Annotated in this window: 10 protein-coding genes; 8 read left to right on the top strand and 2 right to left on the bottom strand. The window is 46.8% G+C overall.

Annotated elements, in window-relative coordinates; genetic code table 11:
• Positions 1–77: 77 nt before the first annotated feature.
• Both HMPREF9624_RS07655 and HMPREF9624_RS07650 read right to left on the bottom strand, forming a co-directional pair.
• A complete protein-coding gene (locus tag HMPREF9624_RS07655) occupies positions 78–1817 on the bottom strand; it encodes an ABC transporter ATP-binding protein (RefSeq protein ID WP_009537270.1) in 1740 nt (579 codons plus the stop codon).
• Positions 1810–3594: an ABC transporter ATP-binding protein gene (locus tag HMPREF9624_RS07650; protein WP_009537269.1), complete on the bottom strand. Its 1785-nt coding sequence runs from the start codon at positions 3592–3594 to the stop codon at positions 1810–1812. Before HMPREF9624_RS07650 ends, HMPREF9624_RS07655 begins: the two co-directional genes overlap by 8 nt.
• Positions 3595–3926: 332 nt before the next feature.
• Between HMPREF9624_RS07650 and HMPREF9624_RS07645 the strand changes: the two genes are divergently transcribed.
• The 8 genes from HMPREF9624_RS07645 (at position 3927) to HMPREF9624_RS07610 (ending at position 14804) form a co-directional block, all read left to right on the top strand.
• On the top strand, positions 3927–4652 hold the full coding sequence (locus tag HMPREF9624_RS07645) for a DUF5058 family protein (RefSeq protein WP_009537268.1): 726 nt from the start codon (positions 3927–3929) through the stop codon (positions 4650–4652).
• Positions 4653–4670: 18 nt separating this feature from the next.
• On the top strand, positions 4671–5348 hold the full coding sequence (locus HMPREF9624_RS07640; RefSeq protein ID WP_009537267.1) for a hypothetical protein: 678 nt from the start codon (positions 4671–4673) through the stop codon (positions 5346–5348).
• A 51-nt stretch (positions 5349–5399) separates the two neighbouring features.
• Positions 5400–6575, top strand: a complete 1176-nt coding sequence (locus HMPREF9624_RS07635) for a M20 metallopeptidase family protein (RefSeq protein ID WP_009537266.1) — start codon at positions 5400–5402, stop codon at positions 6573–6575.
• A gap of 363 nt (positions 6576–6938) precedes the next feature.
• Positions 6939–8603 (top strand): PucR family transcriptional regulator, encoded by a 1665-nt coding sequence (locus tag HMPREF9624_RS07630; RefSeq protein ID WP_009537265.1) that lies wholly within the window; start codon positions 6939–6941, stop codon positions 8601–8603.
• Positions 8604–8676: 73 nt separating this feature from the next.
• A complete protein-coding gene (locus HMPREF9624_RS07625; protein ID WP_009537264.1) occupies positions 8677–9249 on the top strand; it encodes an RNHCP domain-containing protein in 573 nt (190 codons plus the stop codon).
• Between the two features lie 74 nt (positions 9250–9323).
• Complete coding sequence (gene cls, locus HMPREF9624_RS07620) at positions 9324–10880, top strand: cardiolipin synthase (RefSeq protein WP_009537263.1); 1557 nt, start codon at positions 9324–9326, stop codon at positions 10878–10880.
• A 216-nt stretch (positions 10881–11096) separates the two neighbouring features.
• Entirely contained in the window at positions 11097–12944 is a 1848-nt protein-coding gene (locus tag HMPREF9624_RS07615; protein ID WP_009537262.1) for a zinc ribbon domain-containing protein, read from the top strand.
• Positions 12945–13079: 135 nt separating this feature from the next.
• Entirely contained in the window at positions 13080–14804 is a 1725-nt protein-coding gene (locus HMPREF9624_RS07610; RefSeq protein WP_009537261.1) for a zinc ribbon domain-containing protein, read from the top strand.
• Positions 14805–15003 lie beyond the last annotated feature (199 nt).

The following is a 15003-nucleotide window of genomic DNA, read 5'->3' as shown; positions in this document are numbered from 1 at the left end:
ATCTCCCTTGGAATAATCGACAGGAAGATTCTATAGCATTAGCTTCAGGCTTTGGAAGAATGCAGCGGGGGAAATGTTTATTTTCTGACCTTCCAGCTGACCGCCTCTTTTCTTTCCTGAATGAAATCCCTGTACAGGCCGTCTTCCTTAAGCAGCTCTTCATGGGTTCCTCTTTGCACGATTTTACCGTGATCGAGGACCAGAATCTGATCCGCCTTGGAAACGGTTTTTAAGCGGTGGGCAATCAGAATCACGGTCTTCTCTTTCGTGAGAGAGGAAATGGCGTGCATCAGCTCGTTCTCATTTTCCGGATCTACGTTCGCGGTGGCTTCGTCCAGGAAAATGACGGGCGAGTCCTTCATCATGGCGCGGGCAATGGAAATTCTCTGCTTTTCTCCGCCGGAAAGAGAGGCGCCGCCTTCTCCGATTACGGTGTCATAGCCGTCAGGGAGCGCAGTGATAAAGTCGTGGCAGCAGGCCTTCTTGGAAACCTCGATCACTTCCTCTAAAGATGCTTCCGGACGGGCAAAGCGGATATTGTTCAAGATGCTGTCGTGGAAGAGATAGACATTTTGGAAGACGAAACTGAAATTCGCCATAAGGCTGTCCATGTCGTAGTCCTTGACGTTTCGCGCGCCGAGCAGAACTTTTCCCTTTTCCGGATCCCAGAAGCGCGCAAGTAGACTGACTAAAGTGGTTTTTCCGCTGCCGCTCGGTCCGACAATGGCTGTGGTCGTGTGTTCCGGAATTGCGAGAGATATTCCATCTATAATTAAACGCTGATCGTAGGAAAAGGCAAGCGCTTCCGCAGAAAGTTCTCTTTTTTTCGGCTGGATGTCCTCTCCCGAAATACTCATTTGCGGGGTGCGGAGAATTTCTTCCGCTCTATCCACACTTATATCCACGATACGGAGGAGGGCGGAATAGCTTCCGGCACTTTCCAGACTCGCATTTACAATAAAAGCGGAGATGACCATGACAATGGCATTTAAGGTGGTCATACTGCCGCTGCAGTAGAAAAGGCAGGAAAAGAGCACCATGGCGACGCCGCTGAGCTTTGCAATAAGGCTTTGCAGAGCCATTATCGGAATAAAGGAGAGCTCCATTTCCGTGTTGATCCGCACATTTTCATGAATGGCCTCGTTTAGCTCCCGGCTCTTTTCTCCGCTTAAATGGTAAGCCTTGACCTCCGCCATCCCTTGGAGGTACTCGAGCACCTTTTCCACAAGAGTGGATTCGGCTTCGATTTTCCGTCCGGAAAGCTTCCCGGCTGTCCTTTGCAAAGCGCTGTTACAGAAGAGGAAGAGGACAAAGCCGACAAGCAGAACGAGAGCGATACGGTAGTCAAAGAAAAAGAGCATAAGAATGATAAGACTTGTGGTGAGCAAGCCTTCCGAAACCTGCATAATCACGCGGGTAGCCACATTTTCCAGCATCTGCATGGTATTCGTTGTGACAGAGCTGATTTGCCCGAGGGAATTCTGATTGAAATAGCCCATGGGAAGGTAACGGAGGTGCTCCGCGATTTCCACTCTTTTTCTTGCGCAGGTATCATAGCCCGCTTCGGTTTGCAACATCATGCTTTTCGACTTGATAAGACTGATACCGAGGATGCTGAGGAGCATGATGCCGAGGCTTAGGAAAATGTCCTCCATGCGGATTTCGGAAGCGAGAAGAGCCTTTAACATCACGGCAATAGCGGGAATTTTTAAAGCGTTGAAAAAAGCGTCACCAACTCCGAGAAAAAGGGAAAGGGTAAATTTCCTGCGGTTTTCCACTCCGCAAAATTGAAAGAAATGACGAATGATACTAAGCATTGTCCTTCACCTCCTCATGCGCTTTCCACATCGCGCTGTACAGTCCTCCTCGAGATAAGAGTTCTTCATGGGTTCCGGAGTCATTGATTCTTCCGTCCTCTATAACGAAGATTTTATCTGCATCAACGATGGTGCTTAGGCGGTGCGCAATGACAATCAAGGTCTTTCCCTCGGTGAGCTTGGAGACAGAACGCTGAATCAGGGCTTCATTTTCCGGGTCGGTATAGGCGGTCGCCTCGTCAAGAATCACAATGGGAGCGGCTTTTAACATGGCTCTTGCTATGGAAATTCTCTGGCGCTCGCCGCCCGAAAGATGGCCGCCTGCGTTTCCTACGAGCGTATCATAGCCCTTCTCCAGAGAGAGGATAAAATCATGGCAGCCGGCCTTCCTCGCAACTTCTTCCACCTCACTGTCCGTTGCGGCGGGATTTCCCAGTCGGATATTTTCCCGCACGCTCCTATTAAACAGAAAGTTATCCTGAGAGACAAAGGCGAACTTTTCGGCGTAGACCTCCTGCGGAATCTCCCGGATATCCTTTCCTCCTAGGAAAATACCGCCTTTCTCTACATCCCAAAGCGAGGCAATCAGCCTTGCAATCGTGCTCTTTCCGCTACCGCTCGGGCCAACCAGGGCAACGAAGCTTCCTTCCGGAATCTCCATGGAAATGCCGTGCAATACCTCTTTTTCTTTGTAGGAAAAATGGACATCGCGAAGCGCCAGGTCGTTTTTCTCCGGAGAATCTCCCTCTTTCGGGCGCTCCATTTCCGGGGCATTCAGAAGAGCTCTTACCTCGCCCATAATGGTTCCCATGGTTTGGAAATCATCGCCATAGCTCATCAAAGTGATAAGAGGGGTAACAAGTCCTACGGAAAGAATGAGAATCATCACAAAGTGATTGCTGCTAAGCGTTCCGCTACGAACCAAAATTCCCCCAATCGGAAGAACGGGGAGGAGGGTTGCCGGCATGACGGCAAGAGAAAAGGTCATAGGGAGAATATAGTATCGCATCCAGGAAATATAGCTGTTTGCCGCTTCATAGGCGTCTCTTACAAAGCGTGCGTAACTGGACTTTGTTTTTCCGAAGACTTTGATGACTTGAATCCCTCCGATATATTCCACGGAGGTATTGTTCAAGGTTTTCGTGGCTTCCACGGCATGCTCATAAAACTTCTGACTGCCGCCCATCATGACGGCAAAGCTTACGAGTCCGACAGGAAGAGTAAGGAGCTCGGCAAGCCCCATTCTCCAATCCAGACTAAAAATGTATAGGAGAATGCAAAGGGGAATCAGAAGGTTCGCCGTGAATTCGGGCACAATATGCGCGAGCGTGGTTTCCATACTGTCAATCCGCTCGATGATTGTACTTTTTAAGGCTCCGGAACTTTGTTCCTGTACGGCACCCAGGGGCATACGGATGAGTTTTTCCGTACAACGTTTTCGAATCTCCCCGAGAACCGCAAAGGTCGCCGCATGGCTTTTCCCTGTGGAAAGGGAATGGAAAAGGACCCTCCCTATCCAAAGGAGTGCTGTAATAAGACATTTTCCAAGGTAGAAGGAGAAGTCCCGATTGCCGCTCATCAGGCCATCTACTATTTCTACAATGACAAAATACGGGGCAAGGGAAAAGGCCACGCCGATGACGGCAAAAAGTACACTTTTTATATATTCCCCTTTGTGAGAGCCGGTCTGAGACAGAGCCCAAAGAATCGGAGAAGGGTTTTTTTCCTGATGAGAACAGTTCTTAGCAAGACACTCATGGTCCTTTTTTTTCTTCATGATATCGCCTTTCTCTCAAATAAGTTAGTTTAAACTAATATAATCCTAGTACTAGGCTTCTTCGCTGTCAAGAAATTTGCATGAGGATACAGGGGTATTTTAAACAAAAAATAAAACATCTATTATTTATTTTTATTAAAAATGCACACAATCTACTTCTCTTTATTTGTTGAGCTTTACATAATTTGTATAAAATAACAAAGAAAATAGGCTTTCTTTGTGTTTATAATCAATACAATTCGGAACTTGATTTTGTTAAAATTAAAACAAGTTGAGCGGGATAAGCGTGCGACTTATCCCATAGTTACCGACATCATGAAGGAGGAGAATTTATGGATCATGTAAAAATTTCCAATCTTCCGATATTCTGGCTTCTGGCGGGCTTTACCGTGTTTATTTCCGCCCTCCAGACATTCCTCTATATCCGGGAAGCAAAAAAGGCAACCAAGGTTTGTAACGTGGATCCGGAGATTCCGAAGAAGGCGTTTAAAATCGGCTTGATTTCCGCTATTGGACCGGCACTCGGAGTATTCATCATCATGGTAGGACTGATGTCCGTTATCGGCGGACCGATGTCTTGGCTTCGCCTTTCGATTATTGGTGCGGCTCCGACCGAGCTCACTGCGGCAACCTACGGTGCACAGGCTTGCGGCTTGGAGAAAGGACTTTCCGACCCCGGCTACAACATAGAAGTGCTTGCGGTTTCCTGGTTTGCCATGGCTTTAAACGGTGCAGGTTGGCTTCTTTTCACCGGAGTTGCCACACCGGGACTTGAGAAAATCAGAGAAAAGATGTCCGGTGGTGATATGAAGTGGCTTGCCGCAATGTCCACAGCCTGCTCCATCGGTATTTTTGCCTACCTTTTTGCAAATCTCATTATCGGAAAAGGCGGCCTTAGCGACTTGAACATCGGAAACGCCTATGCTTGCTTTGGCGGTGCGATATTTATGATTCTTCTCGGAAAATTCGTTGTGCCTAAGGTTCCGAAGCTTGCGGAGTATTCTTTGGGAATCGCTATGATTCTGGGGATTGCGGTTGCCATCCTCTTCGGGAAATAAGGGAAAGGAGACAAAGTTATGGATAGCAAAGAATATATGCCGATTTGGAGAAAGAAAAGTATCTTAATAGGAAGCCCTACGAATATTTTGGCGGCAATTACCGCGTTTATCCCGGTGCTTTACCTCTGTATTCGTTATAACTGTTGGCCTAATCCGAAGTTCGTTCTTGAAGCCTGGGGAATGCTTCTGATTTCCTTCGGAGCCTTCTATGTAGTAGAGCCGGTTTCTTATTATGCGGCACTCGGCATGTCCGGAACTTACCTTAGCTTCCTTTCCGGAAATATCGGAAATATGCGTGTTCCCTGCGCGGCTCTTGCACAGGATGTGACGAAGAGTGAGCCCGGAACCATTCAGGCGGAGGTGGTTTCCACCATGGCAATCTGCGGCTCCATCATCACGAACCTCATTGCCACTACGGCGGCGGCCTTTGTGGGAGCAGCAGTAGTTACCGTTTTGCCTGCAGTTGTAAGTGAAGGCTTAAAATCCTATGCTTCCGCAGCTATTTTCGGTGCAACACTCGGAAATTTCGGAATAAAGAACCCGAAGCTCGCGCTGATTGGTTTGGCAATTCCCATTTGCTGCAAGGCTGTCGGCGGACTTCCGGCTTGGCTCATTATCCTCTTATCGGTATTCGGAACGGTTATTTTTTCCAGAATTTTCTATGTCATGGATAAGAAGAAGGCACAGGCGGCATAAAGGATGGAGAAAGAAATAAGAATAGAACTGCATAGATAAAAGGAGGAAAATATGTGGTGGAAAGAGTGTAAAGATTTGCAAGAGGAAATTGTGGCTATGCGAAGAGAATTGCATAAGATTCCGGAGCTGGGCTTTAACTTACCGAAGACTCGTGAGTTTGTTGTGAAGAAGCTGGATGAAATCGGCATTCCCTATACACTTTCCGAGAAGGACAGCAGCGTTATTGCGACTATGAAGTGTGGAAAACCGGGAAAGGTTCTTGCTCTTCGCGCGGACATGGATGCTCTTCCGATTACGGAAGATACGGGTCTTTCCTTTAGCTCGACGCATCCGGGATGCATGCATGCCTGCGGACATGATACGCACGCGGCTATGCTGCTCGGGGCAATCAAGGTGCTCTACCCGCATAGAGAAGAGCTTTCCGGCGAGATTCGTTTCTTCTTCCAGACCGCAGAGGAGCTGGCTAAGGGATCCGCTATTGTGATTGAGAACGGCGGAATGGAAGGCGTGGATGCGGTTTTCGGAATCCACATCGGAAGCATCTTGGATAAGACGATTCCCTGCGGAACCATCGCTTGTATTCCGGGACCGATTATGGCCTCCTATGATCGTTTTGTACTGGATGTAAAGGGCGTGGGCTGTCACGCTTCCACACCGGAAAAAGGAGTTGATCCGATTAATATTGCATCCCACATCGTCCTCGCATTGCAGACCATCAATGCCAGAGAGATTGCTGCAACGGATGCGGGGGTAATCACCATGGGCATGATCCGCGGAGGAGAGCAGTACAATGCCATTCCGTCAACCGTGCATATTGAGGGAACAACCCGTGCTTTAAAAGAAGACATCAGGCAGAAGCTGGCAAAACGAATCGGTGAAATCGCAAAAACCACTGCGGAGGCTTTCGGCGGCAGTGTAGACTATACCATGGACTGGGGTGCACCTCCCGTTATCAATGATAAGGATATGGCGCTCTTTGCCCAGGATGCCATCCGGGATATCTTCGGAGAGCATATGGTTACTTATAGAGAGAGCCCGAACATGGGCGGAGAGGATTTTGCTCTCTACCTGCAGAAAGCGCCGGGAGCATTTATGTTCTTAAGCTCCACGAATCCGGCCAAGAAGACCGATTATCCGCATCATAATCCGAAGTTTGACGTGGATGAGGATGTATTCTGGATGGGTAGCGCAAGCTTCGTAGCGATTGCGGAGAAATTTCTGAAGTAAAATACAGAGAAATTTCTACAGTTAAAAGAGCTGAATCCTCGAAATACAGGTGATAACGCTTGTTTCCTCCACGTTTTCGAATGGGGAGGAGGCTCGCGTTTCCATAAATTCCTGCCTCTGTAAAAGTGGCTTTCGTTTAGGGCTTTGTCCCTTTCGGGAGTCACTTTTACTTCGTTCGGTTCGCTGTATTGGTCGGCTCATACTTTGTTATATTGTCGCATCCGTGCTGCAGCGTATTGCACTGTATCACTGTATTTGCAGTGTATTGTCTCATGCAATCCTACATCGTATTTGACAATCCTCTTTCGCGCTTCGTATAATGAAAGTCACGGTTTGTATCGCTTGCAGAAAATAGGACTTATTATGAAGATACAGGATGTTTTAAAGGACAAAAGATTTTCCGAATTTTCTCTGATTGCCGGCTTGTCCGGTGCAGGAAATGCCATCAGCACGGTGACGGTCATTGACACGCCGGACGGTGCCAAATGGCTTTCGGGCGGAGAGTTCGTCATTACGACCGCTTATATGTTAAAAGACGACGAAGAGGCGCTTCTTGCCTTTATTCATACCCTGCATCGGCGAAAGGCCAGTGCGCTCGGGATAAAGCAAGGGCGTTATATCGAGAACATTCCGGATTCTGCAGTTTCACTTGCCGATAACCTCGGTCTTCCTCTTCTTTTGATTCCGCAGAAGTTTCCCTATGCGGATATTATCAATCCTATTTTAAGTGAACTGGTGAATCAGCAAACGAACCGTCTGATTCAGGCGAATCTTATTCATACCAAGTTCACGGAACTGGCCGTGAGCGACGCCAGTATCCCCGATATCCTTGCGACTTTCATGTCGATAGTGGGGGTTCCAGCAGCGTTTTTGGATTTTGAAACGGTGCAAATCTGGTATTCGGATTCGGACAGCAGCCTTGCACAGCACTTGCAGGCGGAAAGAATTCTTTCTCATCGAGATCTTGACCGGACACGGTATGATCTTCATCTGATTGCCAACCAAAGTCGAAGCTTCGGCGTACTTATTTTTGAAAAAGGGGTCTTGGAACGGGAGACGGAAGAGGAAAGTGCTAATGCATTATTGATGCAGGAAAAAGATCCGGGTTTTAAGATTGCACTGGAAAATACAACCACAAATATTATCTTGCGAGAGCAAACCATCATCTCCAACCGGCAGGTTGCGGAACGCTATAAAGGGCTTCTGATTCAGGATATTTTGATTCACAATATTAAGAGCGAAACCGAAATTCATAATCGTGCGGAAATCTTCGGCTGGGATTTTCATCATGGCGGAATCGTCTTGGAAGTGGATATCAACAACATTAAGCAACGCTTCAAAAGGAATTTCAGCAACAACACAAGTAAGATGCTGGAGGAAATGAGTACGGAAATCTTTGACATTTCCATTCGGGAGATTTTGAAACTCTACCCGAATGCCCACTATGTGAAGCTGAGCGACATCATTATTTTTGTTCTGAGCATTCGGCCGAAGGAACGGAAGCTGATGGAGAAGAATATCGCCGAAGCCTTTTCTCGGATTCAGAGATGCATTATAAATATCCCCTTTACCATTTCTTTCGGAATCGGCAGATATTACGAGAATATAGAGCAAATTCATTTGAGCTATCAGGAGGCCCGTGAAGTCATTCGCTTAAGCTATATTTTTTCCTGGTTTAACCGTATTTTGTATTATGAAAAAATGGATTTATTCCGGATTTTTCTTCCGATTTTGGACAATCAGGAAGCTTTGGAGGCCTGTAGAAATTGTTTGCAACCTCTACTCGACTATGACCGGAAAAACGGGAAAAACATGCTGGAGACTTTGCAGGTTGTTTCGGAGTGTGACTGGAATCTGAAGCTTGCCGCGGAGAGGATGTTTCTTCACCCGAATTCGGTGAAGTATCGAATGGAGCAAATCGGAAAATTAATCCATAGGAATTTCCGGGAGCATAGCGACAGGCTCTTCCTGGAAATTGCCATTCTGACCTATACCATGAGTAAGAAGCTGCCGGATTGGACGGAATAAAAAGGTTGTTTGCAAGCCAGAATGGTATAATATTGTTAAAAAATTACCTTGTCAAGTTAGGAGAAAAGCGGGAATGAAGAACGGGGAAATGGCGGTGAAAAGAAAGGCAAAAAGGCCGGGACAGCAAAAAAGGAAAACAGATTCTGCAGTGTCGGGAAGGGAGCAGACGGAAAGACAGGCGACGCAACAGGCGGAAAGACAGACGGTGCAGCAGGCGGATAAGCAGCGCTTACGGCAGCAGGGAAGAGAGTCTATACATGCGGATTATCGCACAGAGGCCTGCATGGAGAGCTTCTCCTGCGCGAATTGCGGAAAGGAGATTCATCCGGATGGGGCCGGCTCCAACCACAGAAATCATTGCCCGTATTGTCTCTACAGTCTCCATGTGGATGAAGAACCCGGGGACCGGAAGGCATCCTGTCACGGGAAAATGGAGCCGATTGCGGTTGTTTCCAGAGAGGACGGAGACTGGAGCATTCTTCACCGCTGCAACCGTTGCGGAAAACTGAATTTAAACAGAGCGCTTGCCGATGACAACCCCATTCTTCTGATGCAGCTCGCGGTAAAGCCTCTTGCTTCACCGCCTTTTCCGCTCAGTTATTTAGAGCATTTTCTGCAAGAAAATGCCGGATCGGAAAAACAGTAGGCGGGATGAATTTTCAGAAAAGCAAATCTGTGCTAAAATGAAAGGTAGATTAAGAAGGAAAGAAGGAACCGGTTATGCCGAAAAAGACGAAAGTCATCCACAAAGAAGACCAAAAGAATAGTGTCGGAAGACTGCTTTTTGTGGTGTTTGCCGTTCTTCTGCAGATTGCCTGGTTCTACCTTATACTGGTTCACCTTGTTGATAATTATATCTTTATTTCAATCGGTTTTAGGATTCTTTCCGTTCTTTCCATTTTTTCCATCATCGGAAAGAGAACGAATGCTTCCATCAAGATGACTTGGGTTGTTTTTATTATGGCGGCACCGATTTTGGGATGGGTACTTTATATTTTGGTATACGGCACCAATTTCAGAAGAACCATGCAAAAGCGTTTTGAGCTCGCGGACGGAATGCTTTTTCCCTACCTGGATCAGAGTCACGGTGTTTTAGAAGCGCTACGGAGAGAGAGCCGGGTAGCAAGAAATCAGTTTGCTATGCTGGAGCAATATGCGGGCTTTCCGGTTTACAGAAATACGGAGGTAGTCTTTTATAAGGAGGCTACTCTGGGCTTTGAAGCGCAGATAGAAGCGCTTCGGGGAGCCAAAAAGTTTATTTTCATGGAGTATCACGCCATAGAAGACCGGGAAAGCTTCGGAGAAATGAAGGAAGTCCTTCTTGCAAAGGCGAAGGAGGGCGTAGAAGTGCGTCTCTTCTATGATGATGTGGGGTCTGTCGGTTTTGTGAATCCGCGCTTCGTGCAGGAGCTGGAAGACGGCGGCATTCAGTGCCGCATCTTTAATCCCATTGTGCCGATTGTGAATCTTTTTATGAACAACCGGGACCACCGGAAAATCACCGTTATAGATGGGCAGATCGGATTTACGGGGGGATACAATCTTGCGGATGAGTATTTTAATATCCATTCTCCCTACGGCTATTGGAAAGACACGGGCATTCGGTTACGGGGCGAGGCTGTCGGAACGCTGACCTTGCTTTTTCTGGAGATGTGGCATGCGATGGACGACAGTCTGGTGCGCGGGATTTACAATTACCTCCCGAGACACTGGGATCGTTTTCCGGGGGAGGGATACTGTGCCCCCTACGGGGATTCTCCTATTGACAATAAGGCGATCGGGGAAGACGTTTATCTTAATCTGATCGCTTCTGCGGAAGACTGCATTTATATCACGACACCCTATCTCATTATCACCGACGAGATGAGCCGTGCGCTTACGAATGCGGCAAGGCGCGGAGTGGATGTTCGCATTGTTTTACCGGGAATCCCGGACAAAAAACTGATTTATGCAATCAGTCGCTCTTATTATGCGCAGCTTCTTCGGGCCGGGGTGCGCATCTATGAATATACACCGGGCTTTATCCACTCCAAGCAGGTCCTGGTGGATCATCGCATTGCCACAGTGGGGACAATCAACTTTGACTACCGTTCCCTCTACCATCATTTTGAAAATGGAGTGCTGATTTATGAAAGTCCCTGCATTTTTGACATTGCGGATGATTTCTATGAAGTCTTCCGTGTTTCCCGGGAAGTCAGCCCGGAATGGGGAAAGAAAAGAAGCCTCTTGAAAAGAAGCGTTCAGGGCTTTCTGCGTTTTATGGCACCGCTGCTCTAGCGGTGCTTTTTCTATGGGTTCTCCGCATAGACGGAGGACTTTTTCTTCATAACGAGTATCGCTCGCAAAGCGTGCAATATCCCGTTGGTTCTTAATCGGTAGAAATTTTCTTAAAATATTTATAAATTTGAAATAAATTATGTCCTATGTTATGCTACCATGAGATTGTTTTAGGCAGCTTAGTGTTCATCATCAGATGAGTTAGGGGAGGAATATATGAAAAAATGTCCTAATTGTGGAGAAGATTTACAGGATCAGGATGTATTTTGCACGTATTGCGGAGAAAAGGTGGAGTCCGAAACAGCGCCGACGCCCGTGACGATTGAACCCGCCGCGGAGCCTAAGGCTGCGGAGCAGACAGTGGACGAGAGTCCGGCGGCAGTAGCGGCGGCACCTGCGGCAGCAGAACCGACAGCGGAAGCAACAGCGGCAGTAGCGGAGCAGACACCCCCTGCAGTAGAGCCGACACCTGCGGCAGCAGAACTGAGAGCGGAAGCAACGGCAGCAGTAGCGGAGCCGATACCTCCTGCAGCGGAGCCAACGCCGGTTGCAGCGGAGCAGGCACCGGAATATGCAAGATATACGGTAGAAGAAAAGAAGAAAAAAGGAGTTTCACCGCTTATCTTTATCGGTCTGTTCCTTTTGCTTGCCATTGTTGTGGCGGCTGTCTTTTCCTTCGGCAAGAATTTATTTTCCGGCGGATTGAACTTGAGCCCGGAACAGAAATTCTTAAACTACCAGTATGATTACCTCGAGAACAAGTTTAAAGCCTTGGAGGATCTCGGTTTCCTTAGTACGGAAGAGAATCAGGAAGCAACACTGGTTCTGACCGGAGAAGTGGAAGGGAACGAAGAGATTAATCAATATCTGGAGGATACAGCGCTGACTCTGGAAACGAAAACCGATCTGGATAAGGGCAGTCTGCAGATGAACATGGGCTTAAAGCTCATGGGAAGTGATATCCTGGATGCCTATGGTGAGTATGTTGACGGAAAAATCGGCTTTTCCGTTCCGACGATAGACGAGAACTTTTATAAGGGTGATTATAAGAAAATTTATGAGAATCTGACCGGTGAAAAAGCGGATGAAACGCCCGATTTAAAGCAGGTTAAGGAGAATAAGAAAACGCTGGAAAAGCTGAGAAAGAAGTACGGCGCTCTGCTCTCCACACTGATTACCAAGGATAATCTTACAGTGGAGAAAACGAAGTTTACCCTGGACTCCGTCAAAAAGGACTATAAAGGAGAGGTTTATACCTTTAAGCCAAAAGCAAAAGACATACAAGCCTTCATGGAAAAGCTTGCGACGATGGTGGAGAAGGATAAGGATTTAGAGACCCTCTTGGAGCAGGGAAGCTATGGTAACGGATTCGAGGCGGCTATGGGGCTCGGAGAAGAACCGGATGCAAAGGAGCAGCTTGCAAAGTTTGCGGAGAATCTCCGGGACAATGCGGAAGAGATGGGGAAGACAATCGAAGAAGCAAACTTCACTTGGGAGATTGCCGTAGAAGGAAAAGAGCTTCGCCAAATTAAGATTTCCTCGGATCAGGGAGTCTACAGCCTGGAGAGCGGAAAAGACGGCGCAAAGACCGTGGAACAGCTGAATGCACAGCCTGCCGACAGTGAAAACTATTATCTTACCAACACCTACACAAAGAAGGGTAAGACATTGAAGGGAAGTATTTCCGGCGGAAACGGTATCATTAATATTCAGGGACTGGAATATTCCATTGAAACGGATAAGAAGTCTGTTCTGATGCCTTACGGTACCTATTCCGTAAAGGATCCGACCGGAATGGGAGGAGAGGCAAATTTGACCGTTAAAGAGGGGAAAAACGGCAGTACGGATCATGAACTGGTTATCAGCGGGCTGCAATCCTATTACCTGGGATTTGATTCCCTGAAAATCAACTTGAACAGCTCGGACAAGACAAAACTTTCCGCACCGAAGGGAAAGGCCGTGGATATCTCCGATTACTCCGAAGAGGAATTGTCGGAGCTTGCTGAAAAATTCGGGCAGGGCTTCGAGCATATTTTTGAGAGTTTGGAAGATGTAGTGAAGTAAAAAATAGGATTCCGAAAGAAAGGGATTAAGAAAGGGAGAGAGTCGTTTGAAGGCTCTCTCCTTTTATGTTATGCTACAAGAACAGGAGAAAAACAAAATAACGCGGTACGTTTACTGTTTGAAGGGAGAAAGTACATGAGAAACTGTCCTAATTGCGGAAATGCGGTACAAGACGGCTGTTTGTTTTGCACGCATTGCGGAGAGAAGCTGGAGGAGCATCCCGTAGGAGAGGGAATGCCGGTGCAGGAGGCCGTGGGAGGTGAAGAGCCGGTGCAGAATAGTGTGAATGCGGCGCAGGCGGCTTCGGCTGGCGCTACTTTGCAGGAAAATAAGGAGAAAAAGGGAGGGAAACCCTATTTTCTCATTGGCGTAGCGGCTGTTTTCATTGCGGTTCTGGTCGGTGTTTTGGTCTTGGGAAAGACGGTTCTTTCCATGGGACTTTTCTTAAGTCCGAAGCAGAAATTTCTAAAGTATCAGGCGGATTACTTTAATGAAAAGCTTAACGATCTCGATAAACTGGAAATCTTCCCGCTAACGAAAAAAAATATCACTTTTACCATAAACGGAGAGGTGAGGGGAAACAAAGAGGTAGCCAAATATCTGGAAGACTCTTCCATCGTGGTGAAGACCAAGACCAATCCGGAAAAGGGAAGTTATCAAGCGAGCCTGCTCTTTAATATCATGGGAGAAGATGTGCTGGATGCCTATGGCGAATATGCGGACGGAAAACTCGGCTTGGCGTTTCCCTCTCTGGAAAAGAAGTTTTATCAGGGAGAGCTTCAGTCCATCCTGAGTAATTCATACGATAAAGAGATAGAACTTCCGAACTTCAATAAGAAGAAGGAAAACCGAAAGCTTGCCGAAAAGTTATTCAAGAAATACGGAAGTCTGCTTTCCGAGTTTTTCACCGAAGAGAATTTTACGGTAGAAAAGGGAAGCTTTACGATGTCGATTTATGGGGAGGACTTCAAAGAGAAAGAATTTGAGGGTACAATTTACAGATTTAAGCCAAGCGCGGAAGATCTGGAGAGGATCGTAGAGAAATTCGCCGATAAGCTGGAAAAGGATGAAGACTGTGCAAAACTGCTGATACAAAGTGGACTCGGTATCATGATTTCAAACCAAATAGATTATTATGGATTTATAGATGAGAGTCGCTTGTCAGACTTTGCCGATTGGCTTCGTGAGAATGCGGAAGAACTCGCAGAAGAGCTTGAAGAGAAGCATATTATGTGGGTACTTACCATGGAGGGGAAGGAAGTCCGGAAAATTCAAATAGGAACTGATCTAGAGGATGATGGCGAATTTAACTTGGAATCTGGAGATAGAACATTCTTTGAATGCATTAGTGGGAGGTATAAAAAAATAAGAGCAGAGCTTTTCGGCTTCGGCGATGTCCAAGGAGACCAAATTGGTTTTGATATTTGGAACGTATATAAGGATAACGGGAAAACGCTGGATGGAGATTGTCATCTTTACGTAAGAGGTTTTAGGTACTATGCAGGTGTGGAATATTCTGTGGAAAAAGGGAAGAAGGATAAAATCTTAGCTTTACCGTACGGTGAGTATGATTTTAGCGATGCTTTAGGCTATGATGGGCCTCGAGGTAAGATGACGGTAACAGCCGGAAAGAAGAACAGTACGGACTATGAAATAAAAATTAGTGGATTAGAAGAGGATTATTTACCCGGAATCAAAACCCTCAGCATCCATGTCAATGCGAAGGAAGGGGCGGATCTTTCCAGACCGAAGGGAAAGACGGTAGATATTTCCGACTACACTTTGTATGAGGTGAAGGAGCTGGGAGAGGCATTCTCGGAGGAGCTTTCGAATGTTGGAGAGGAAATATTCGGTAACTAAAGCTCGGAAAGTCTATCGAATCAATAAAGTAAATAGAAGGTGATGCACAAAGAAGTGTACAGAAAAAGGGGAATTAATAGGTATTGACGGAGTGAACCACATGCATTATGCTATATATAGCATAAAGGAGATGCGATTTGTTTAGTGTGAATTTTTATCGAGAAGAAGATGGAAGTAAACCGGTTGGTGATTTTATTCG

The sequence above is a fragment of the Oribacterium asaccharolyticum ACB7 genome (assembly GCF_000238075.1).
GTDB classification, from domain to species: Bacteria; Bacillota; Clostridia; order Lachnospirales; family Lachnospiraceae; genus Oribacterium; species Oribacterium asaccharolyticum.
Note: the sequence above shows the minus strand (reverse complement) of the source record. Positions and strands in the feature narration are given on the sequence as shown.

Excerpts from the sequence above, each read along its gene's own strand:
- HMPREF9624_RS07655 (WP_009537270.1), bottom strand. The coding sequence starts at position 1,817 with ATGCTTAGTATCATTCGTCATTTCTTTCAATTTTGCGGAGTGGAAAAC.
- HMPREF9624_RS07650 (WP_009537269.1), bottom strand. The coding sequence starts at position 3,594 with ATGAAGAAAAAAAAGGACCATGAGTGTCTTGCTAAGAACTGTTCTCAT.
- HMPREF9624_RS07645 (WP_009537268.1), top strand. The coding sequence starts at position 3,927 with ATGGATCATGTAAAAATTTCCAATCTTCCGATATTCTGGCTTCTGGCG.
- HMPREF9624_RS07640 (WP_009537267.1), top strand. The coding sequence starts at position 4,671 with ATGGATAGCAAAGAATATATGCCGATTTGGAGAAAGAAAAGTATCTTA.
- HMPREF9624_RS07635 (WP_009537266.1), top strand. The coding sequence starts at position 5,400 with ATGTGGTGGAAAGAGTGTAAAGATTTGCAAGAGGAAATTGTGGCTATG.
- HMPREF9624_RS07630 (WP_009537265.1), top strand. The coding sequence starts at position 6,939 with ATGAAGATACAGGATGTTTTAAAGGACAAAAGATTTTCCGAATTTTCT.
- HMPREF9624_RS07625 (WP_009537264.1), top strand. The coding sequence starts at position 8,677 with ATGAAGAACGGGGAAATGGCGGTGAAAAGAAAGGCAAAAAGGCCGGGA.
- cls (WP_009537263.1), top strand. The coding sequence starts at position 9,324 with ATGCCGAAAAAGACGAAAGTCATCCACAAAGAAGACCAAAAGAATAGT.
- HMPREF9624_RS07615 (WP_009537262.1), top strand. The coding sequence starts at position 11,097 with ATGAAAAAATGTCCTAATTGTGGAGAAGATTTACAGGATCAGGATGTA.
- HMPREF9624_RS07610 (WP_009537261.1), top strand. The coding sequence starts at position 13,080 with ATGAGAAACTGTCCTAATTGCGGAAATGCGGTACAAGACGGCTGTTTG.